The organism is Enterobacter sp. C4G1, from assembly GCF_052886895.1.
This window is the reverse complement of sequence record NZ_JBQVVV010000002.1, coordinates 1,046,448-1,068,771: the sequence shown is the minus strand read 5'-3', so window position 1 is coordinate 1,068,771 and position 22,324 is coordinate 1,046,448. Positions and strand designations below refer to the sequence as shown.

The 22,324-nt window shown below is 54.0% G+C and carries 16 protein-coding genes and 1 pseudogene; 8 read left to right on the top strand and 9 right to left on the bottom strand.

Going from position 1 to position 22,324, the window contains the following annotated elements; all coding sequences use genetic code 11:
* Window position 1: 1 nt before the first annotated feature.
* Complete coding sequence (locus tag ACT9TW_RS19075; RefSeq protein WP_446493390.1) at window positions 2-1,534, bottom strand: SpoVR family protein; 1,533 nt, start codon at window positions 1,532-1,534, stop codon at window positions 2-4.
* A gap of 322 nt (window positions 1,535-1,856) precedes the next feature.
* Here ACT9TW_RS19075 and ACT9TW_RS19070 point away from each other — a divergent pair, with 322 nt between their 5' ends.
* Together ACT9TW_RS19070 and dadX are read left to right on the top strand one after the other, a co-directional pair.
* Window positions 1,857-3,155, top strand: a complete 1,299-nt coding sequence (locus ACT9TW_RS19070; protein WP_014070630.1) for a D-amino acid dehydrogenase — start codon at window positions 1,857-1,859, stop codon at window positions 3,153-3,155.
* A 12-nt stretch (window positions 3,156-3,167) separates the two neighbouring features.
* Window positions 3,168-4,238 carry a catabolic alanine racemase DadX gene (gene dadX / locus ACT9TW_RS19065; RefSeq protein WP_446493389.1) on the top strand — a complete coding sequence of 357 codons (1,071 nt, stop codon included), beginning with the start codon at window positions 3,168-3,170 and terminating at the stop codon, window positions 4,236-4,238.
* Between the two features lie 111 nt (window positions 4,239-4,349).
* Here the strand turns inward: dadX and ACT9TW_RS19060 are convergent.
* A pseudogene (locus ACT9TW_RS19060) lies at window positions 4,350-6,017 on the bottom strand (potassium/proton antiporter); the annotation flags it as partial.
* Between the two features lie 97 nt (window positions 6,018-6,114).
* On the bottom strand, window positions 6,115-7,029 hold the full coding sequence (ldcA, locus tag ACT9TW_RS19055) for a muramoyltetrapeptide carboxypeptidase (protein ID WP_446493388.1): 915 nt from the start codon (window positions 7,027-7,029) through the stop codon (window positions 6,115-6,117).
* 108 nt (window positions 7,030-7,137) lie between these two features.
* Here ldcA and emtA point away from each other — a divergent pair, with 108 nt between their 5' ends.
* Window positions 7,138-7,749, top strand: coding sequence for a membrane-bound lytic murein transglycosylase EmtA (gene emtA, locus ACT9TW_RS19050; RefSeq protein ID WP_166715770.1), 612 nt, complete (start codon window positions 7,138-7,140; stop codon window positions 7,747-7,749).
* A gap of 37 nt (window positions 7,750-7,786) precedes the next feature.
* Here the strand turns inward: emtA and ycgR are convergent, their stop codons facing one another.
* The gene (gene ycgR / locus ACT9TW_RS19045) at window positions 7,787-8,518 is read right to left on the bottom strand and encodes a flagellar brake protein YcgR (protein ID WP_182061444.1); all 732 of its coding nucleotides are present in this window, start codon (window positions 8,516-8,518) and stop codon (window positions 7,787-7,789) included.
* Between the two features lie 206 nt (window positions 8,519-8,724).
* Here ycgR and ACT9TW_RS19040 point away from each other — a divergent pair, with 206 nt between their 5' ends.
* Window positions 8,725-8,979, top strand: coding sequence for a GlsB/YeaQ/YmgE family stress response membrane protein (locus ACT9TW_RS19040; protein WP_182061443.1), 255 nt, complete (start codon window positions 8,725-8,727; stop codon window positions 8,977-8,979).
* Between the two features lie 113 nt (window positions 8,980-9,092).
* Window positions 9,093-11,195, top strand: coding sequence for a TonB-dependent siderophore receptor (locus ACT9TW_RS19035; protein WP_446493387.1), 2,103 nt, complete (start codon window positions 9,093-9,095; stop codon window positions 11,193-11,195).
* Window positions 11,196-11,633: 438 nt separating this feature from the next.
* Here ACT9TW_RS19035 and ACT9TW_RS19030 read toward each other — a convergent pair whose 3' ends face one another.
* Window positions 11,634-13,319, bottom strand: a complete 1,686-nt coding sequence (locus ACT9TW_RS19030; protein ID WP_446493386.1) for an alpha,alpha-trehalase — start codon at window positions 13,317-13,319, stop codon at window positions 11,634-11,636.
* Window positions 13,320-13,674: 355 nt separating this feature from the next.
* Here ACT9TW_RS19030 and ACT9TW_RS19025 point away from each other — a divergent pair, with 355 nt between their 5' ends.
* Window positions 13,675-15,033 carry a glycoside-pentoside-hexuronide (GPH):cation symporter gene (locus ACT9TW_RS19025; protein ID WP_446493385.1) on the top strand — a complete coding sequence of 453 codons (1,359 nt, stop codon included), beginning with the start codon at window positions 13,675-13,677 and terminating at the stop codon, window positions 15,031-15,033.
* A gap of 97 nt (window positions 15,034-15,130) precedes the next feature.
* Window positions 15,131-16,513 carry a carbohydrate porin gene (locus ACT9TW_RS19020; RefSeq protein WP_446493384.1) on the top strand — a complete coding sequence of 461 codons (1,383 nt, stop codon included), beginning with the start codon at window positions 15,131-15,133 and terminating at the stop codon, window positions 16,511-16,513.
* Between the two features lie 13 nt (window positions 16,514-16,526).
* Here ACT9TW_RS19020 and ACT9TW_RS19015 read toward each other — a convergent pair whose 3' ends face one another.
* A complete protein-coding gene (locus tag ACT9TW_RS19015) occupies window positions 16,527-17,483 on the bottom strand; it encodes an AraC family transcriptional regulator (RefSeq protein WP_446493383.1) in 957 nt (318 codons plus the stop codon).
* A 116-nt stretch (window positions 17,484-17,599) separates the two neighbouring features.
* Between ACT9TW_RS19015 and ACT9TW_RS19010 the strand changes: the two genes are divergently transcribed.
* Entirely contained in the window at window positions 17,600-18,790 is a 1,191-nt protein-coding gene (locus ACT9TW_RS19010; RefSeq protein WP_315686015.1) for an MFS transporter, read from the top strand.
* A 137-nt stretch (window positions 18,791-18,927) separates the two neighbouring features.
* Here ACT9TW_RS19010 and gap read toward each other — a convergent pair whose 3' ends face one another.
* The 3 genes from gap to ACT9TW_RS18995 form a co-directional block, all read right to left on the bottom strand.
* Entirely contained in the window at window positions 18,928-19,938 is a 1,011-nt protein-coding gene (gene gap, locus ACT9TW_RS19005) for a type I glyceraldehyde-3-phosphate dehydrogenase (RefSeq protein WP_446493382.1), read from the bottom strand.
* 78 nt (window positions 19,939-20,016) lie between these two features.
* Window positions 20,017-20,997 carry a GlxA family transcriptional regulator gene (locus ACT9TW_RS19000; protein ID WP_446493381.1) on the bottom strand — a complete coding sequence of 327 codons (981 nt, stop codon included), beginning with the start codon at window positions 20,995-20,997 and terminating at the stop codon, window positions 20,017-20,019.
* A 52-nt stretch (window positions 20,998-21,049) separates the two neighbouring features.
* Window positions 21,050-22,246, bottom strand: coding sequence for a DUF2235 domain-containing protein (locus tag ACT9TW_RS18995; protein ID WP_446493380.1), 1,197 nt, complete (start codon window positions 22,244-22,246; stop codon window positions 21,050-21,052).
* Window positions 22,247-22,324: the final 78 nt, after the last annotated feature.

The following is a 22,324-nucleotide window of genomic DNA, read 5'->3' as shown; positions in this document are numbered from 1 at the left end:
ACTACAAGGTATTTAACCGCGTCGGGCAGCGTTCCAGCAGCTCCACGCTACCGTCTTCGTTCTGCTGCTCCAGCAACACGTCAAAGCCCCACAGGCGATGCACATGTTTCAGCACCTCTTTGCGGCCTTTATCCAGCGGCGCGCGGTTATGCGGAATGTAGCGCAGCGTCAGCGAGCGGTCGCCGCGTAAATCCACATTCCACACCTGGATGTTTGGCTCGAGGTTGCTCAGATTGTACTGGGAAGAGAGGCGCGAGCGGATCTCGCGGTATCCCTCTTCGTTATGGATAGCGGAAATTTCCAGATAATTATTCCGGTCATCATCCAGCACGGTAAAGAAGCGGAAGTCACGCATGATCTTCGGCGACATAAACTGGCTGATAAAACTTTCGTCCTTAAAGTCACGCATCGCAAAATGCAGCGTTTGCAGCCAGTCAGAGCCGGCAATATCCGGGAACCAGTATTTGTCTTCTTCCGTTGGCGACTGGCAAATACGTTTAATGTCCTGGAACATCGCAAAGCCGAGCGCATACGGGTTAATACCGCTGTACCACGGGCTGTTGTACGGCGGCTGGAACACCACGTTAGTGTGGCTGTGCAGGAATTCCATCATAAACCGCTCGGTGACTTTCCCTTCATCGTACAGATGGTTAAGGATGGTGTAGTGCCAGAAAGTGGCCCAGCCTTCGTTCATTACCTGGGTCTGTTTTTGCGGATAGAAATACTGGCTCACCTTGCGCACGATACGCAGGATCTCACGCTGCCACGGCTCAAGCAGCGGGGCGTTTTTCTCCATAAAGTAGAGCAGGTTCTCCTGCGGCTCAGACGGATAACGGCGTGCCCCAGTCACCGTTTTCTCTTCTTCACGTTTCGGCAGGGTGCGCCACAGCATATTCACCTGGCTTTGCAGATACTCTTCACGGCTTTTCTGCCGGGCTTTCTCCTCCTGTAAGGAGATCTTCTGCGGACGTTTATAACGATCTACCCCGTAGTTCATCAGCGCGTGGCAGGAGTCGAGCAATTTCTCAACTTCATCTACCCCGTAGCGTTCTTCGCATTCGGTGATGTATTTACGGGCGAAAATCAAATAATCGACAATCGAGCTGGCATCCGTCCAGCTGCGGAAAAGATAGTTATTCTTGAAAAATGAGTTATGCCCGTAGCAGGCATGAGCCATGACCAGCGCCTGCATGGTAATGGTGTTCTCTTCCATCAGATAAGCAATACACGGGTTGGAGTTGATGACGATTTCATACGCCAGCCCTTGCTGGCCGTGTTTGTACAACCGCTCGGTTTCGATGAATTTTTTACCAAACGACCAGTGCGGATAGTTGATAGGCATCCCAACGCTTGAGTAGGCATCCATCATTTGTTCGGACGTAATCACCTCAATCTGATGGGGATAGGTATCCAGGCGATACAGTTTTGCCACCCGGTCGATCTCGGCCAGGTAGACATCCAGCAACTCAAAGGTCCAGTCGGGCCCATCACTCAGACGTGTGCTGTCCTTGGATATGGAATCAATAGTAGCCATTAGCGCGCCCTCGTTGTTGGTGCTCTCTCTGTCTGGAGAGCCTCTTTTCAAGCATAGAACAACGCATTCAAAAGCGTGCTGGCGCAGAAATTTTTTCTTTGCGATTTCCCGTTTTTGAAACGGGTGAAAAAGCGATGACTGCAATATTTTATGCTGGCTAAAAATAACGCGCAGCAGGAGATCCCAAATAAGCCCTGTCCCCGTATACAGGGGAAGGTGTGAGATAAGTCACCATAAAAAAGTCGTATGTTGAATAATATTTTCAACTAGGTTATCAATCTGTAATTAGAAGATTGTTCTTTTGCACATAATGGAGTTGGCTATGCGTGTTGTCATACTGGGAAGTGGTGTCGTTGGTGTAACCAGCGCCTGGTATTTAAGTCAGGCGGGACATGACGTTACTGTTATCGACAGGGAACCCGGCCCGGCACTGGAAACCAGTGCGGCAAACGCCGGACAGATATCTCCGGGCTATGCAGCACCGTGGGCCGCTCCGGGCGTGCCGCTGAAGGCGATTAAATGGATGTTCCAGCGCCATGCGCCGCTGGCTATCAGCCTTGATGGCTCGCAATTCCAGCTCAAGTGGATGTGGCAAATGCTGCGCAACTGCGACACCCGCCATTACATGGAAAACAAAGGCCGCATGGTTCGCCTCGCGGAATACAGCCGTGACTGTCTGAAAGCGCTGCGTGCCTCTACCGGCATTGAGTACGAAGGGCGTCAGGGAGGCACCTTGCAGCTGTTCCGTACCGCGCAGCAATACGAAAACGCCACGCGGGATATCGCCGTGCTTGAAGACGCCGGTGTGCCGTATCAGCTGCTGGAAGCCAGCCAGCTGGCGCAGGTTGAACCGGCGCTGGCGGAAGTAGCACACAAGCTGACCGGCGGGCTGCGTTTACCAAATGATGAAACCGGCGACTGCCAGCTGTTTACTCAGCGTCTGGCAGCGATGTGCGAACAGGCAGGGGTGAAATTCCGCTTTAACACCTCCGTCGATAAGCTGCTGTCGGAAGGTGAAAACATCTACGGCGTGAAGTGCGGTGACGAAGTGATTAAGGCCGATGCTTACGTCATGGCGTTTGGCTCGTACTCCACCGCGATGCTGAAAGGCATTCTTGATATTCCGGTGTATCCGCTGAAAGGCTACTCACTGACCATTCCGGTCAAAGAGGAAAGCGGCGCGCCAGTCTCAACTATTCTTGATGAAACCTACAAGATTGCGATCACCCGTTTTGACAACCGCATTCGCGTGGGCGGTATGGCCGAAATCGTGGGCTTTAACACCGAGCTGTTACAGCCGCGTCGTGAAACGCTGGAGATGGTGGTGGGCGATCTGTTCCCGCGCGGCGGCTTTGTTGAGCAGGCGACATTCTGGACCGGGCTGCGCCCTATGACGCCAGACGGCACGCCTATTGTTGGGCGTACACCGTTTAAAAATCTGTGGACCAACACGGGCCACGGCACGCTGGGCTGGACAATGGCCTGCGGCTCAGGCCAGCTGTTGAGCGACCTGATTTCCGGGCGTACACCGGCGATTCCGTTTGACGATTTAAGTGCCGCGCGTTATCAATCGGGATTTACCCCATCGCGCCCACAGCACCTGCACGGCGCGCATAATTAACAAGGAGTTGTCATGTCCCGTCCTATTCTGGCTCAGCTGGATCTGAAGGCGCTGAAGGATAACCTCCAGATTGTTCGTCGTGCAGCGCCAGGCTCGCGTGTATGGTCGGTCGTCAAAGCTAACGCCTACGGCCACGGTATTGATCGCATCTGGAGCGCGCTCAGCAGCACGGATGGTTTTGCCTTACTGAATCTGGAAGAAGCCATTTTACTGCGTGAGCGCGGCTGGAAAGGGCCGATACTGCTGCTGGAAGGGTTCTTCCACGCCGACGATCTGCCGCTGCTGGATAGGTATCGTCTGACAACCAGCGTGCACAGTAACTGGCAAATCAAAGCACTGCAAAATGCGAAATTACATGCTCCGCTGGATATCTACGTCAAAATGAACAGCGGCATGAACCGCCTGGGCTTCCAGCCTGAGCGCGTGCATACGGTCTGGCAGCAGCTCCGCGCCCTGCAAAATGTGGGTGAAATGACGTTAATGGCGCATTTCGCTGATGCAGAAAAACCTGATGGTATTGCCGATGCCATGACGCGTATCGGGCAAGCTGCCGAAGGTCTGGATTGCCCCCGTTCGCTTTCCAATTCAGCGGCCACGCTCTGGCACCCTGAAGCCCACTATAACTGGGTGCGTCCGGGAATTATTCTGTACGGTGCTTCTCCGTCGGGTCAGTGGCAGGATATTGCCAACAGTGGCCTGAAACCGGTGATGACCCTGCGCAGTGAAATCATTGGCGTGCAGACGCTGAAAGCAGGAGATACCGTCGGTTACGGCAGCCGCTACCGCGCAACGGGTGAGCAACGTATCGGGATTGTGGCAGGCGGTTATGCTGACGGCTATCCACGCGTCGCGCCAACGGGCACGCCGGTATGGGTTGATGGCGTTCGTACCGGTACGGTGGGAACCGTTTCGATGGACATGCTGGCGGTTGATTTAACACCGTGTCCGCAGGCGGGCATTGGGTCGCCCGTCGAGCTGTGGGGGAATGAGATTAAAATCGATGATGTGGCCGCTGCGGCGGGGACTATCGGGTATGAACTGATGTGCGCGCTGGCACCGAGAGTGCCTGTTGTGACAGTGTAACCACTCTTTTTGCCGGGTGAGCGTTAGCGCCACCCGGCAAAACAGTTACTCCTCGTCCTCTTCCATCGGCCTTACGCCGACCTTACGCACCGCGTTATCTTCTTTCTCGGCCACCGTCCAGATCATCCCGGCAAACTCCACCTGGTCACCGACAACCGGTGCCGCACCCAGCAACTGCTGGATAATCTCACCCAGGGTCTGTTGCTTGTCGCGATACTCCAGGCCTTCATCCAGGCCGTAAATCAGCGCGACATCGGCAAATTTGGCATTCGCTTCCAGAATAAAATCACCGAAGAATCGCTGATCCAGCGCTACCGGCGGAGACTGACTGAACAGCTTCCCGAGTGCCGGAAGGTCGCGCTCACGGCCAATGACGCAGAGAATATCGCCTTCCCGCAGGCGCGTACTGCCCGTCGGGTGCAGCAGGATATTATCGCGGAACAGGGCGGCAATTCGCGTTTCGGCAGGCATGTGCAAATCGCGCAGCGAAGCACCCACGCACCACTTGTCAGCGCTCAGTTGATAGACAAACTGTTCCCACGGGTTTTCCGGGTGAATATCCAGCCCCACGCGGGAGACAGGCCAGCCGACAGGCGGAACCACCACTTTGGCTTTTTTGGCGGCCCATCCCAGAGATGTCCCCTGGAATAAGAGCGATACCAGCACCACGAAGAAGGCCACGTTAAAGAACAACCGCGAGTTATCAAGCCCAGCCATCATCGGGAAAACGGCAAGGATAATCGGCACTGCGCCTCGTAGCCCCACCCAACTGATAAAAATACGCTCGCGCAGGTTGAACCCGCGAAATGGCAGCAGCCCGGCAAAGACCGACAGCGGACGGGCAAAGAAAATCATCCAGGCAGACAGGATTAACGCAGGAACAGCAATCGGCAGCAGGTCGGATGGCGTAACCAGCAACCCCAGCACCAGGAACATGCCGATTTGTGCAAGCCAGGCCAGACCGTCAAAGTTCTGCAAAATGGCGTGGCGGTTACGAATAGGGCGGTTGCCCAACAGGAATCCGCACAGATAGACCGCCAGAATACCGCTGCCGTCCATCGCCGTAGTGAGGCCGAAAATAAGGATCCCGCCACTCAGGGCCAGCAAAGGATAGAGGCCCGCAGGCAGTGAGATGCGGTTGATCATTTGCTGTAGCAGATAACCGCCGGAAAGGCCGATGACAATCCCCAGACCAAACTGCTGCAAAATGTGCCAGGCAAACATCCAGCTTAAACCGGTTTCGTGCTGCTGGATCATCTCAATCAGGGTGATAGTGAGGAACACCGCCATCGGATCGTTACTGCCGGATTCAATTTCAAGCGTTGAACCAACACGCTCGTTCAACCCTTTACCGCCGAGCAGGGAAAAGACCGCCGCTGCATCGGTCGAGCCGACAATCGCGCCAATCAGCAAGCCTTCCATGATGTTAAGGTGAAACAGCCACGCCGCCATCATCCCGGTCAGGCCAGAGGTGATAAGCACCCCGACAGTCGCAAGCGAAAGCGCTGGGCCTAAGGCGACCCGAAACGAGCTGGCCTGAGTACGCATCCCGCCGTCCAGCAAAATGACCGCCAGGGCGAGGTTACTGATCATATAAGCGAAGGGATAGTTATCGAAAGGAATACCGCCGATGCCATCTATACCGGCCAACATCCCGATAGCGAGGAAAATAACAAGAATAGGGATGCCAAGGCGCGAAGAAAATGAACTTAATAAAATACTACAGGTTACAAGGACAGAACCCAGAATGAATAGGCTGATTATCGCTGCGGCATCCAATGTTGTCGTACTCCCACCTTAATGCTGTATCTGTTATTAAAACCCTATCATATTAACGGCAGACACAGCGTTTTATTGCGGTGGTTTAACGGCTTTTTTATGCCTTTATGACCGGATGACCGCTTATTGTTAACCGACTGCCCGAATTATCGTGCTTCAGGAAAGCCTGCGCGCCAAGCGGAAGGGTTACCGTTTGTTGTTCATGACCAAATGCCAACCCGGTTATCACCGGAATATCCAGCCTGGAGCGGATAAAATCGACCATCGTTTCAAGAGAATAGCCAGCGTCGTACTCATTCGGGGCGGAGCCGCTAAAACTGCCCAGCACGATAGCCGACTGACGCGCAAGAATACCGGCATGATAAAGCTGAAGTAACATCCGCTCGACACGGAACGGGTGTTCATTGATATCTTCAAGCACCAGAATACCGTCATCAATATCAGGGAGCCACGGAGTGCCAATCAGCGAAACCAGCATCGCCAGATTTCCGCCCCACAGCTGCCCCTCACATTCCCAGTGTGGCCCGTCGCCTTGCCACTCGACGCTGTAGGTCGGGTTACGCAGGGCGCGCCAGAAATGCTCCTGGGTAAAGGCGTCAAGCTCTGGTGCGCCAAAATTACCGGCCAGCATCGGGCCGCTGAAGGTCATCACATTATGCAGTGCCAGCAGACCGAGCTGGATAACCGTGAAGTCGCTGTGGCCGCAAATCAGCAGGGGATCGTGCTGCTGGCGTTTTGCCAGCCCTGCCCAGTCAATGCTTTCCAGCAACCGGCTGGCGCCGTATCCGCCTCGCACCGCCAGCACGATGTTATTCTCACCCTTCAGGTTCACCAGACTGTTGATATCATCCAGTCTTTGCGCTTGTGTCCCGGCAAAACGTTGCTCGCGGCGGGGGATAATCATCTGATTTTCTACCTGATGGCCGGATCCCAGTAAGCGCTGAACGCCCCGTTGTGCCGCCTCCTGGTTAATGCAGTAGCCCGACGGTGCGATGAGATGAAACTGAGACATGGCAATTCCTTGCTGAATGAGAAGCTAATTGTCTATATCATGCCGCTTACACGCTGCCTGCTTCAAGAGGCAGTGTGACCGCGATGACCGGCTATAAGGATAGATGACGTGAAATTGAGATGGTTTGCTTTTTTGATTGTGTTGCTTGCTGGCTGTAGTACCAAACATGACTACCAAAATCCGCCGTGGAACCCGGAAGTGCCTGTTAAACGGGCAATGCAGTGGATGCCAATCAGCGAGCAAGCCGGAAAGGCCTGGGGCGTGAGCCCGCGTCTGGTGACGGCGATCATTGCGGTGGAGTCGGGCGGTAATCCGACCCTGGTCAGTAAATCGAACGCGGTGGGGCTGATGCAGCTGAAGGCTTCTACGGCCGGGAAAGAAGTTTATCGCTATATGGGATGGAGCGGGCAGCCATCGACCAGCGAGCTGAAAAACCCGGAACGTAATATCTCAATGGGGACCGCGTATCTGAGCATTCTGGAACACGGGGTGCTGAAAGGCATTGAAGATCCAGAAGTGATGCAATATGCGCTGGTGGTCTCTTACGTTAACGGTGCGGGCGCGTTGCTCAGGACATTCTCCTCGGATCGTAAAGAAGCGATCGACGAGATTAATGGAATGGATAAAGATGAGTTCTTTGAACATGTGGTGAAGAATCATCCGGCACCACAGGCTCCACGTTATATCTGGAAAGTACAGAAAGCGATGGATGCCATGTAATGCCGCCGTCGGGCGGCGCTCTGCTGCCCGACATCTGTCACAGGACTTTGTTTGCTCTTTCCCGTGCTTCGCGTTCCAGCGAGAAGATAATGCGCTGAAGTTCCCGCTCCGCACCTGGCCCGACATTAAGAAAACGGAAGCTCAGACGCGGGGTGGTGATGGTTTCGTTTTTGCTATCAACCACTTTGCGCTCGCTGATGGCAATCAGCTGAGCATCAAAATAGAACCGCCCCCAGCCGCCCATATCCAGCTCAATTTGCGAGAAACGCATCCCTTCGACCAGTCCGTCGGGTTTTGGCGTATCCATTAATGCACCCATTCCGCCGAGCGACAAATCAAACAGGCGGAAGCGAAACTCTTTCCTGTCCGGCATTCGCGCCTTGCAAAAATAAGCAGGATGAAGCGGGGCGCTGATACGAAAATATTCGCGGCGTTGCACAAACCACAGGTTAGTCGGCAAGGGCGTGATAAACGCAGGAAGGCCCTGGAATTCACCCTGTGTCAGTCGTGGCAGCACAAACTCTACTTTTGCACCCTGCGTTTCAGCCATCACCGAGATATTTTCTGCCCGAAGCGCCGCACGGTTTTCGTACTCCTGGCTACCCAGATCGATGACCAGGCGCTCCGACGAGGCTTCGAGGATTTTGCTAATAAACTGATTTGTTGCCCAACTGATGCGCAGCGGCACCTCGCCTTTTTGCAGATCGCGTAATACCCCTAATACAGCCAGCGGATTTTGTTTCAGGAACTGCTCACTGTAATTACTCACGCCAGATGGCTCCTCGATATGTGACAGACTGTCTTTGAGTTATCGGCAGCCTGAAATGAAACTTAATACAAACCGGTGAGTTTTTTTCAGTGCGCCAGCAATTTAAGTCGGTGAGATGAAATCGGTTTTATGGCTTTAGCCTATAATTAGAGTACATGTGCAGAAGGTTTTCTGCGTATGCGTTAAACCTGCAAGAGGGCATTGCTATGGGTATCATCGCCTGGATTATCTTTGGTCTTATTGCCGGCGCTATCGCCAAACTTATCATGCCGGGGCGTGATGGTGGCGGCTTTATTCTGACCTGTGTCCTCGGGGTCGTTGGTGCAGTTGTTGGTGGCTGGCTGGCAACAATGTTTGGCCTCGGAGGTAGTGTGAGTGGTTTTAATATGCACAGTTTCCTGGTTGCCGTGGTGGGTGCCATCGTGGTACTGGGCGTGTTCAGGTTACTCAGAAGAGCATAAGAACAGTGAAAAACGGCTCTCTTCGGAGGGCCGTTTTCTTTGGTGGTATTGATTTGTTTATGCAAATGATAATAATTGTCGTTCCTAATATCATTTAATAATAAGACGACAATATGATCACTTCGCGTTTTGCGTTATGTGCGTTGGCAGGAGCCGTGACGCTGGCATTGCAGGGAGCGGCTTTTGCCGAAGAAACAACACTTGTGGTGACGGGTTCAGCGCAGAGCGATGTGCTACCAACCTGGACAAACAGTGCCACCAAGTCTGCGGTGGCGGAAAGTAAAACCCCGCAGGTCATTAATACCCTGTCTGCGCAAGAGATTGAACAACGCCATGCGAACTCGGTGAACGAGATCCTGCGCTATGCTCCGGGCGTGTCGACCGAGGTACGTGGTAATACGTCGTACATGAGCGAGTATAAAATTCGCGGCTTTACCGTCGACCAGGAGTTCTACAACGGTCTACAACTGCCTTACAACGTCACCGGTAACACCAAAGCGCGCATCGATCCTCTGCTGATCGAGAGCGTCGATATTCTCAAAGGGCCATCGTCGGTGTTGTATGGCGGGGGCTCACCGGGTGGCCTGGTGAATATTCAGGGTAAGATGCCGCAAAAAGAGGCGAAAACCGAGCTGGGCTTTACCACTGGTAACCGCAATCTGAAAGAGGGATATCTCGATTCGACCGGGCAACTTGCCGACAGCGACTGGAATTACCGTCTGTTGGGTAAAGCCACCGAAAATGACGACCAGCCACACACCACGCGCTATGAAAACTATCTGGTGGCACCGTCAGTGACCTGGCAACCCGATAGCAACACGCGGCTCACGATTGATGCACTGGCGCAAAACACCCCGAGTTTGTCGCCATCTAACCCGCTGCCGTTAGCGTATTTGCGCTCTGAATATGCCGGGCGTCGTGATTATGCCGGGGATGAATGGAGCGGTTTTAAACAGCGGCAGTGGATGCTCGGATACCACTTCGAACATGCGTTTGACAGTGGCTGGGGCTTCAGCCAGAAAGTGCGTTATTTCGATGTAGACACGCATCAGCGCAGCGCCTATTCCACCGGGCAGGGAAGTGAAGTGTATGAACTTAACCGCTTCGCCTATACCACGGATGAAGACCTCCAGAGCTTCAACATGGATAACCAGGTCACCAAAACGGTAACCCTCGGTGAGTGGCAACATCATCTGCTGGCAGGGTTCGATTACCAGAAGCTGAACTCCCACTTCCACTATCGCTACGCCTCCGCCACACCGGGCATCGATATGCGTGACCCGGACTATTCACAAATTCATGAAAGCGAGCTGGGTTTATATACCGCGCAGAAAAACCGCCTGAGCTATCAGCAGAACGGTTATTACGTGCAGGATCAGGTGGTCTTTGGCGGGCTTAACCTGCTGGGTAGCCTGCGTTATGACGATTACCGCTCTGTGACGACCAATTACCTGCAAAACGGGGATAAAGCGTGGGTTTCACAGGATCGTGTCACCAAACGTCTGGGCGCGCTGTATGCCTTCGACAATGGCATTTCGCCGTTTATCAGTTACTCCGAAGGATTTGCCCCGGTATCGCCGCAAGGCACGCTGACGGCCCAGGACGTCAAGCCAACGACCAGTAAACAGGTGGAAGGCGGGGTAAAATATCTGCTGGAGGACTTCGCGACCACGCTGACTGCCTCGGTATTTAACATTCGCCAGAAGAACGTGGTCACAACCGATCCCGGCTTCCTGAACTACCGCCAGACCGGCGAGGTGGAGTCTGAGGGGGCGGAGCTTTCAGCTATCAGTCGCCCGACGGACAACCTGACGCTGGTGGCCAACTATGCGTATACCCACGCGATTAACACCGAGGATGATAAGTACAAAGGCAAACGCCCGACCCAGGTGCCGGAGAATGCGTTTAACCTGTGGGGTGACTACACCTTCGACAGCACGCCGCTGAAAGGGGTGAATATCGGTGCCGGGGCACGTTATACCGGGCCAATGGAAATTGTGCCAGCCAACGACGCGGGCAAACTGGGCGGCACCACGCAGTATGACCTGGCGGCGTCTTATCGTATGGGTGAACTCCTGCCGTCGCTTGCGGGACTAACGCTGAAGATGAGCGCGCAGAACATTACCAACAAAGAGACGCTGACCTGCTACGACGCCAGCAACTGCTGGATAGGCCGCGACCGCACCTGGCAGCTGGGAGCTAGTTACAGCTTCTGATGCCCGGTGGTTTTCTCCCTCTCCCTCAGGGTTGAGGAATCCCCACAAAAATACGAGCACGGACGGCTCCCTCTCCTTTTTGGGGAGAGGGCTGGGGTGAGGGGGAACATACGGCTCAGGTGGTCATTCCGTTCACTTTACGTTCCTTGCTACTCTGTCACCACCATACCGGTGAACGTGCCAGGGTGGCTCACCGCCACCACCCTGGCGACCCGGGCTCCCGGCAAGAAAATCGCCGCTTCGCGGTACCCTCAGCGTTTGCTCCAGGCTAATCGGGGACGGGCGGATGAAACGTCCCTGTAAAGCCGCCCTCGCCGCGCATCCATGCGCGTCGCCCCGGCCTTCCGTAAACGCTTCGGCGATTTTCAGCCGGACCATGGCACCGCTGTAAGCCTTTTATTTCAATGGCGTAATATCATCGCTGAATAAAGACAAACATTACTGCGCCACACTTTTTGCCGGAGCCGCGACCTCCTCATTTGCCGCAGGCTGATTCTCCGGCACACTCTCGCACGGCTTCTCTTTCGGACACACTAAATCCAGCATTTTCAGCGTCACGCCGTTTGTCCAGCCGAAGCCGTCCTGCAAGGGATACTCTCCGCCGCCGCCACCGGTGCCAGTAGTAGAAACATCATATTTCTCAACCAGTTTCTGCTCGCGATCGTAGGTATGCTGAACATTTTTCAGGAACCGCCAGGTGACATCCATTGCCACCTTGTCTTGCCCGTAATTCTGTAACCCTTCCGTCGCGATCCACTGCAATGGTGCCCAACCGTTTGGCGCATCCCACTGTTGCCCGCTGTCGATTGTGGTCGTCGAAATGCCGCCAGGTTTCAACAGCCGCGCAGAGGCCGCAACTGCCACTTTATCCGCCCGATCCTGCGCCGCTGCTTTCACAAACAGCGGGTAAAGGGCAGCTGCGGTCAGCTGATTACGCACCTTTTTGCTTTTCAGATCGTAATCGGCGTACCAGCCCTCTTTTTCATTCCACAGATGCCCCTCAATGGCTTTCTGGCGTGCGGTTGCCAGGGCGTCATATTTAGTCGCACTGGCTGTATCCCCAGCGTCCTGGCTGGCTTTTGCCAGCAGCTTTTCCATCTTGTACATCAGCGCGTTAAGATCGACTGGCACAATGCTGGTGGTGCGGATCGTGCCAAGCTTTTGCGGATCATCCATCCAGCGGGAGCTGAAATCCCAGCCGGATGCCGCGGCGGAACGCAGATCGCGATAGATCTCCGTTGCCGGGCGGTTGGGATTCTTTTTCGCGGTGGTCACATCATCAAGCCAGGACTCCGGGCGCGGCGTATCACGGTCGTCCCAGTAGCGGTTAAGAATGGTGCCGTCATCCAGTTTCACCACCCGCTTACTGGCTTGACCCGGCTGGAGTGCGTCCACGCCGTCCATCCAGTACCGATACTCTTTTTCCATCTGCGGGCGGTATTTTTTCAGCGCATCGCTGTCGTGCGTGGCTAACAACTCAACCATCAGTGCGAAGAACGGCGGTTGCGAGCGGCTCAGGTAGTAGCTGCGGTTGCCGTTTGGGATATGCCCCCAGGTATCAATTTCATAGGCAAAGTTGTCTACCATATCGCGGATTTTGTCCCAGTGGTCGCTTTCTGCTAAACCAAGCATGGTGAAATAGCTGTCCCAGTAATATACCTCGCGAAAACGACCGCCGGGCACCACATATGATTTTGGCAGCGGCAGCAAAGAATTCCATTTACTGGCTTTGTCAGTGGTCCGCGTCAGCACCGGCCACAGCCCGTCGATATGCGCCCGTAAACTCTGTCCAGACGGTGGGACATACTTTTCACCTTCCGTTGGCAGGGTAAAGTTCATTTCCACAAAATGCCGCAGGTCGAAACCGGTCTGAGTGTGCTGCATCCGGTAATCCGCCAGGATAGTCAGGGGATCGCTTTTAGGAACCGCATCGGCAAAGGTCTTTTGATCGGGAAAGAGTTTGGCACTCTGGACATCGTTAAAAAGGGGCCCGAGCAGTATGTCAGGGGGCGTCGACTGGCCGGTTGCCTTGTCTTCTGCGTAGCCAGATAAGGTGACGCCCAGCAGTGCGCCGCCAAGCGCGAGCGATAAAAGTGTAGGGTGGCGCATATGAGGTTTTATCATCGGTTCTCTCCTGTATTTGCTGAGCAGCGTGACCGCTGTCATCAACCACGTGAAAACCTTAGACGAATATCGAGATATTCGCGTGTCGAATATCCCATTTTTTGCAGACTCAGACAATTTACCGTTGCGTTTAGGTCCACGTCGAATAAGTGAAATATTGACCGGGAGAATAATTGCGACATTATTTAATATAGAGTGAAGAGCACTCTTGCGGTCATTTCATTATTTTAATTGTCAGGATCACATAAAACAAAAAACATAATCTTGTAGTGAAAAAACATAATGGATAATCGTGCGACTCTCAGCGAAATTATCGCCGACAACAGAAACCGGTTTCATAAAATGAGGTGAATGTATGGCGATGACAGAACGAATTCCAGTAAAAGAAAAAATAGGTTATAGCCTGGGGGATGCGGCAAGTCATATTGTATTTGACTCGTCAGTGGCCATTCTGGCGTATTATTACACTGATATATATGGTCTGCCACCCGCAGTCATGGGGACCATGTTCCTGCTGGTCCGTTTATTAGACGCAATAACTGATCCGATAATGGGTGCGATTGCGGATGCAACGTCAACGCGCTGGGGGCGTTTTCGCCCGTGGCTGTTAGCAATGTGTATTCCCTTTGCAGTAAGTTGCGTGCTGGTGTATTCCATTCCTGATTTTACCGAAACTGGAAAAATCTATTATGCCGTCGGGGCGTATATCTTTATGACCCTGATGTATACCGCCATTAATATCCCTTACTGCTCACTTGGTGCGGCGTTAACCTCCGACCCACGCGAAAATCTCTCGTTGCAGTCCTGGCGTTTTGCCATTACCCCCATTGATGGCGCGCTGGGAACCGCCTGCATTCTGCCGCTGGCGGATTATCTTTTCCCAGGCGATCGAGCCACCGGCATTCAGGTCGCAATGGGCATTTTTGGCGTGATTGGCTGCCTGATGTTCCTGGTCTGTTTTCTCACGACCAGAGAGCGGGTTCAACCCATTAAAGAAGAGAATCTGAACATCTCCCGAGACGTTAAGATCCTCTTTCGTAACGACCAGTGGCGCATTTTGTCGGTCTATAACTTCATGATGCTGGTCGCGGTGGTGATCCGTGGCGGCGCCGTGGTTTATTTCGTCAATACGGTCCTGAACAAAGGCGCGGACATCATCTCATTCTTTATGCTGGGCGGAATGCTGGCGTCAATGTTTGGCTCAGTACTGGCGCAACCGTTCGGGACTCGCTTTTGCAAGGTTAAACTGTCGTTCTGGATCAATATTCTTAACGCCGCGCTTGGCGTAGCGTGTTTCTGGCTCCCGTTGGAGTTCTGGATTATTCCGTTAATTGCCCACGTCCTGATTCAGATAGTGCAGGGCGGAAATGGTGCATTGCAGTGGTCAATGATTACTGATGCAAATAACTATGGTGAATGGAAAACGCAGCGTCGAATAACGGGTATGAATGTCGCTGCCAATATTTTTGTCATTAAATTGGGTGTCGCAGTCGGTGGGGCAATTCTGGGATGGGTACTGGCCTGGTTCAATTATGAATCAAACAGTGAAGTACAGCCTGAATCCGCAGTGCAGGGTGTTATTCTGTTATTCACTCTCATCCCATCGTTCTTTTATTTGCTTACGGCGTTCTCAATTAAGTTCTATGGTCTGACGGAAAATGTGATGAACGGCGTAGTCCGTGATTTGAATAAAGGTGAGTTCGCAAAAGAATAAAATAACGATTGATGTATTAAGCCGGTAATACAGCAGTATTACCGGTATAGGGTAGTACCACTCAGGACGTAATGAATAATTCACGAGGATGGAATCCATGAGAGTTAAGTCTATTGCTCTGGTCATTAGTGCTTTTTGTACCACAGGCGCTTTCGCAGCAAAAAATACCCCGACCCTTGAAGAAAAACTGGCGAAACTGGAAGCTCGCCTTGAGAGCGCAGAAAATCGCGCGGCGCAGGCAGAAGCGCAAATTCAGGTTCTCCAGCAACAGCAGGTTGTGACCACGCAGAAACCTGCCAGCGTGAATGTGGAATCAGCGGAGCCAGTAGCCCAATCAGCCGTACCAAAACTGACGTTATCAGGCTATGGCGATATTAAATTCTATGGCGACGTCGAATTTAACATGGATGCGGCCAGCAAAACCGGCAGCCTGACATCAATGAAAACCACGGCCAATAAAGACTGGGCACCTGGCAGCAATGAGCGCTGGGACATCAACGGCCGTCTGTTGCTCGGTTTTGACGGTTATCGCCGGATGGATAACGGCAATTTTGCCGGTTTCTCCGTGCAACCGCTTGCCGACCTGACCGGCAAAATGAACCTTGATGATGCCGTGTTCTTCTTCGGAACGGAAAACGACTGGAAGGTAAAAGTGGGCCGCTTTGAAGCCTACGACATGTTCCCGCTGAACCAGGACACCTTCGTAGAGTACTCCGGCAACACGGCAAACGACCTTTACAGCGATGGCTACGGCTACATCTACATGCTGAAAGAAGGGCGTGGGCGTAGTGACAGCGGCGGAAACTTCCTGCTCAGTAAAACGGTTGATAACTGGTATTTCGAGGTCAACACCTTGCTGGAGAACGGCAGTACGCTGTTTGTCGATAAGCAGTACCACGGCGTTGATCTCGATAACGAGAAAAACGTGGCTTATGTACGTCCGGTCATCTCATGGCAAAACGGGGGCTTCTCAACCGCCATCGCGATGGAGAGCAACCTGGTGAACAACGCCTACGGCTATCGTGATGCATCCGGCAAATGGGTGGATCAGTCCGAACGTACCGGCTACGGCCTGACGATGACCTGGAACGGCCAGAAAGCCGATCCGGAAAATGGCGCGGTGATAAACCTGAATACAGCCTACATGGACGCCACGGATGAGAAAGACTTTACGGCGGGTATCAACGGATTATGGCGCAAGTTCGAGCTGGGTTACATCTATGCGCATAATGAAATCGACAAATTTGACACCGCCAGCTTCAACGCCGACTGTGACAACGACTGCTGGATAACCGATCCGGGCGATTACGATATCCATACCGTTCACGCTTCCTATCTCTTCGATAACGTCATGAAGATGAAGAACTTCAATATCTATCTGGGCGCGTATGCGTCCTGGGTTGAAGCGCATCCAAACCAGGGCGACAGTAATAACGACTCCCGATACGGTGGCCGCGTACGCTTTAAATATTACTTCTGATACCCCCTGACAGTCAGACCTCTTCCGGGGTCTGACTGGATTCCCGCAGTGAACCGGGCGCCTGGCCGACAATGCGCTTGAACGCCCGGCTAAACGCGGCAAGTGACCCGTAGCCAAGACGCAGTGCTACCGTTTCGAGCGGTTGATGTTCGTGACGAATATACTGAATGGCCAGCCGCATCCGCAGTTCTGAAAGGTATTTGGCCGGAGTGGTGCCGGTCGCCGACAGAAAACGCTCGGCGAAGACGGAACGTGACGTTCCGGCCTCTTTTGCCAGGTCCGCAACGTTCCAGTTTACCCCCGGCTGTTGATGCATGGCATAAATCGCGCGGCTTAAACGTGGATCGCGCAACACCTGGACCCATCCGGTCGATTTCCCGCATCCGGCCTCCACCCAGCCCCGCACAATCAGCGCGGCCACCACATCGGCAAGGCGTGCCAGAATGCCGGCAAAACCGACCTGCCGGGTCATGGATTCTCGCTCCATTGCGGCGAGCAGCGGATGGATCTCCGGCCACGTGGACATCAGGCGGCTTACCATCATCACTTCCGGCATCGCTTTGATCAGGGGTTGCATCCCGCCAAGCTCAAAATCCATGCAACCACTGAATATTACCGTGTTCTCGCTGTCCGGGCAGGGTTCACAGGTGATAGCGCAGACTGAGTTGCAAATCGGCTCACTCGGAAACGCGCTCACCGGCGTGATGTCGGCATGTTCGTCAGAAAGTAAGGCATGGGCGTTGCCGTTTGGGATGAACAGTGCATCGCCGCCGCTCAGGGAAAACGTCGCGCCACTCTCCATGCGCAGCAGTGCGGAGCCGTGGCTCACAAAATGGAATTGCGCTTTGCCGGGCGCCTGATGAAACGCCACACCAAAGGGGGCGCTGGCTTCAATGCGGCGATATTTCACACCGGAGAGGCGCATTCCACGAAGAAGCTCGCTGATCAAATCGGGTGACGGGTTGCTCATGTCTTCACTTTCGGACGAATAATCAATAATCAAAGATTATATGTCATAGATCGTCCAGGGGGAACTCACTATGCTTTTGCGACAGTTGTCACATTTTTCTAACGGGAGAACAACAGATGAATTCATGTGTCGCGGCGAGAGAGGCCATTGCACCCGCAAAGCCCGCCTGGCGAGCAGTCTATTCACTGGGTCTGGGGGTCTTTGGCCTGATAACGGCAGAGTTTTTACCCGCCAGTTTACTGACGCCGATGGCGGCCAGTCTTGGCGTAAGCGAAGGGATGGCGGGGCAAGCCGTTACCGCAACGGCGTTGGTGGCACTGGTGACCGGGCTGCTGATTACTTCGGCCACCAAAAGTATCGACAGGCGCTGGGTACTGATGTTTTTCTCAGTGCTGCAAATCATTTCCAGCCTGCTGGTCGCTTTTGCGCCAACTCTGCACGTGTTGCTGCTCGGGCGTCTGCTGCTGGGCGTTGCCATCGGCGGTTTCTGGGCAATGTCTACCGCCACGGCGATGCGTCTGGTGCCTGCCGATAAAGTGCCGAAAGCGCTGGCGGTGATTTTCTCCAGCGTGTCGATTGCCACGGTGGTTGCCGCACCGCTGGGTAGCTATCTCGGCAGCCTTATTGGCTGGCGTAACGTTTTTATCCTCTGCATTCTGCCAAGTATCCTGGCGCTGCTCTGGCAGCTGTGGGTTCTGCCCTCTATGAAGCCGGAAAGCAGCGGTAGCCTGGGGACGCTGTTCCGCGTACTGCGCCGTCCTGGCATGATTGGCGGGATGCTGGCGACTATCCTGATTTTCAGCGGTCACTTTGCCTTCTTCACCTATCTGCGTCCGTTCCTTGAAACGGTAGGACAGGTAAGCGTTGAGAGCATTTCGCTGATCCTGCTGGGCTTTGGCGTGGCAAACTTTATCGGTACGTCGATTGCCGGGCATCTGCTGGCACGAAATCTGCGCCTGACGCTGGCGTTGGTCCCGTTCGCGATGGGGATCCTGGCGCTGATGATGGTGGCGTTCGGGCACCTGGCGATGCTGGATGGCTTACTGGTGGCGCTCTGGGGCTTTGCGTTTGGGCTGGTGCCGGTAGGCTGGTCAACATGGCTTGCCACCACCGTACCGGATGAAGCCGAAAGTGCAGGGGGGCTGCTGGTGGCATCCATCCAGCTGGCTATCAGTGCAGGTGCGGCTGGCGGCGGTGCGGTATTTGATCTTAATGGGGCCAGCGGCGTATTTGCCGGAAGCGGCCTGCTGCTGGTAACAGCAATGGTGATTGTGTTTATGGGCGTGAGGGTGAAGGCGGAAGAGTAACGCGTCAGCCATTGTAGGCCCAGTAAGCGTAGCGCCACTGGGCTTGTTGGTACGTTCACTCGTATTGTGGTGACAGTGAGGCAAGGAACATAAAGCGAACGGTGGCCCTATGTTCCTTAAACTCAATCACCTGTCACTCACAACCCTTTCTTATCCATCAGCACTGCCAGGTCCACCAGGCGATTCGAGAATCCCCATTCGTTGTCATACCACGCGAGGATCTTGACCATATTGCCGCCAATCACCAGCGTGGAAAGGCCATCAATAATGGAGGAGCGCGGGTCGCCCTGATAATCACTTGATACCAGCGGCTCATCGCTATAACCCAGGATCCCTTTTAGTGGACCGCTGGCAGCGGCTTCGCGGAAGGCGGCGTTAACCTCTTCAGCGGTCACGTTGTGACTCAGCGTTACCGTTAAATCCACAATCGACACTACCGGAACCGGTACACGGAGTGAATACCCCGTCAGTTTGCCATCCAGCTCGGGAATGACCTTGCCAAGCGCTTTTGCCGCACCGCTGGAGTAAGGCACAATCGACAGAGCCGCAGCTCGCGCGCCGCGCAGATCTTTTTCCGGCTGGTCGTGCAGCGCCTGGCTGTTGGTGTACGCGTGGGTGGTATTCATCAGCCCGTGTTCGATACCAAATGTCTGATGCAGTACCTGCGCCGCCGGTGCCAGCCCGTTGGTGGTGCAACTCCCGTTACTGACGACAAAATGCTGAGCCGGGTCGTAATTCCCGTGATTAACGCCCATCACCACCGTCAGGTCATCGTTCTTGCCCGGGGCAGAGATGATGACGCGTTTCGCGCCGCCGCGGGTGATATGAACCGCCGCTTTTTCGCGCTCGGTGAAAAATCCGGTCGCTTCGATAACAATGTCCACGCCTACATCGCGCCAGCGAATGTTTGCCGGATCACGTTCGCTAAACACCCTGATGCGCTGGCCATCGACCTGCAATGCGCCGTCTGCCGCTTCAACGGATACCGGTAACGTACCGAGCAAGGAATCGTATTTCAGTAGATGGGCGAGGGTTTTGCTGCCCGTCAGATCGTTAATCGCCGCAATCTGAATATCCGGGTTCCCCAGTGCAGCGCGTAAGAAATTACGTCCGATCCTGCCGAAGCCATTAATACCGACCTTAACCATGATTAACTCCTTATCTGTGTTGTCTGGAGTCAATGTAGGCTTTAGGTGAAATGGCGTAAATGACAAAAAAGGATCACATTACGCCATCTTGCGACAGTGAAAACGCTGGCGATATTCCCCAGGGGTGAGGTGAAGCTGTTTTTCAAACACCCGACGCAGATTAATGCTGCTGCCAAAACCACTTTTTTCGGCAATGCGATCCAGGGTTTCCGCTGTCTGTTCCAGGAGTTGTCGTGCCGCCGCCAGCCGTGCCTCGGTGACATACCGCGCCGGGGAGGCTCCGGTTTCACGGGTGAATACGCGGGTAAAGTTACGCGGGCTCATGGCGACTTTTTCTGCCAGGTTTTCAACGCACAGGTCGGCAGTGAGGTTTTGCAGGATCCAGCGTTGCAGGTCATTTATCGGCCCGGAAGCGCCAGGCTGATGCAGGTTATAGCGGCTGAACTGGAGCTGCCCGCCGGGGCGGCGCAGGTACATCACCATGTCCTGCGCAACGTCACGGGCAAGGCTAAATCCATAATCATCTTCAACCAGCGCCAGCGTCAGGTCAAAGCCGGAGCTAACGCCGCCGGATGTCCATATCGGACCATCCTGAATATACAGCGGCCCACCTTCAACATTGATTTTAGGGTAGGTGGTCTGCATGGTTTCCAGCAGTCGCCAGTGGGTCGTTGCCCGTCGGCCATCCAGCAAACCGGTCTGCGCCAGCAGCATGGCACCGCCGCAAATCGATGCCACACGGCGTGCGTGCGGTGCTGCCAGGTGCAGCCAGTCGACCACCGCAGTGCTCTCCAGTTCGTTCATCCCGCGTCCGGTAATGATGATGGTGTCGAGCGGCTCGCGGGGATCAAGCTCTGGCAGGCGGTAGTCCGCCAGCAGGTTTAACCCGGACTGACCGTGGATCACCTGGTGAGGCTGAGTGGTGGCGATAATAATGCGATAGCAGGGATGTTGCGGGCCTTCCGGGTGCAGCCGGTTGGCCTGCATCAGAATGTCGGCGATACCGGCGGCTTCAAATAACATGCCCCCATCCGGGACGATAATCAGGATCTTCTTCATGTCCTGAAAAGTACCTTTATCGCAAAATAAGTCAAGAGGTGGCTGTGCTTAATCAGGGATGGATAACAATCCCGTTCAGCGGTTGCCAGCTGGCATTCACATAAGGCTGTATCGACGCCGGGCGATACAGCTGCGCCCCCCACATCCCGGTGTTGTCCTGCACGGGAAGCGGAGTCGGCCAGGCCATTCTCGATACCGCAGAACTGTGGATAGCAAGGTCCGGGCTGTCGGGACGTCGGAGCTGCCGGACGCCCAGCTTGTAAGGTATCTGGTACCACTCGCAATGGATAGGCCCTTTGAAATCCACATTAACCTGCACAGGATCCAGATGCACGCCAAGCTGACCCAGCTCGGTGCGGATCCACAGATAAGCGCCGTTCGATAATCCGGTTCCATTATTGGTGCTGCTGTAACCGCCACCGACATCTGCGTGGATCCCCGGAAAATAGATCTGCACGATATTGTCGCGTTTGTCCCAGAAGGTGGGGGTAAAATCCAGCCGCATTTCATCAATGGCAATGGCCTGTCGGCCATATTTGACGTGCTCCCCAAGCGCGGTGCTGGCAAATTTAAAGGCATCGATACGGGCGTCTTTAATATATTCAGGAATACCCAATGAGCCCACGGTTTCCCAGACGGTAACGGCTTTAATCGGCACAAAATAGATAATCTTGTTCGGATCAACCTGCTCATGCAAAAACATCGGGGCATCGCGGATAATTCGGTCTAACAGCGAACCGTCAACGTTGGTTTTTTGCCGGTACTGACGCCATACCGCGGTTCCCAGACGGTAGGCTTCCTCTTTGTCAGTGAGGTCGATTTTGTTTTTATCCAGCAGCCCGCATTCGCCAATCATCCCTGCCAGAGCGCGTGCCGTGTAGGCTCCCCGGCTAAACCCGATAAGAAAGATATCATCATCCCTGTCGTAATTACGGCAGATGAAGGTATATCCACGCACGATGCGTTCAATGATCCCCGCACCAAACACCCCGCCCAGCATTTTATCGAGCCAGTTATTTGAATCCCCCACGCCATGAATGTACTTACTGACCTGCAAAACCACTCCCGATTTATTTCTCAGCGTTTTTTCCTGCTCATTGCGCACAAACATATCGGGAGTATCGGCGGTGCCATCCAGCTCATTAAATAGCCGCAAAACATTTGTGTAATCGGGGATATCGTCCTTGTTATCGTCGTTATTCGGTCCATTCCACGTACCATCTGCACAAAAAATAATGTTTTTACTCATGATGTTTTTTCTCACATAACGGGAACGGGAACACCACCCAATTTTCGGCGTGGTTAACAGGGTTAACCCTCATGAGTA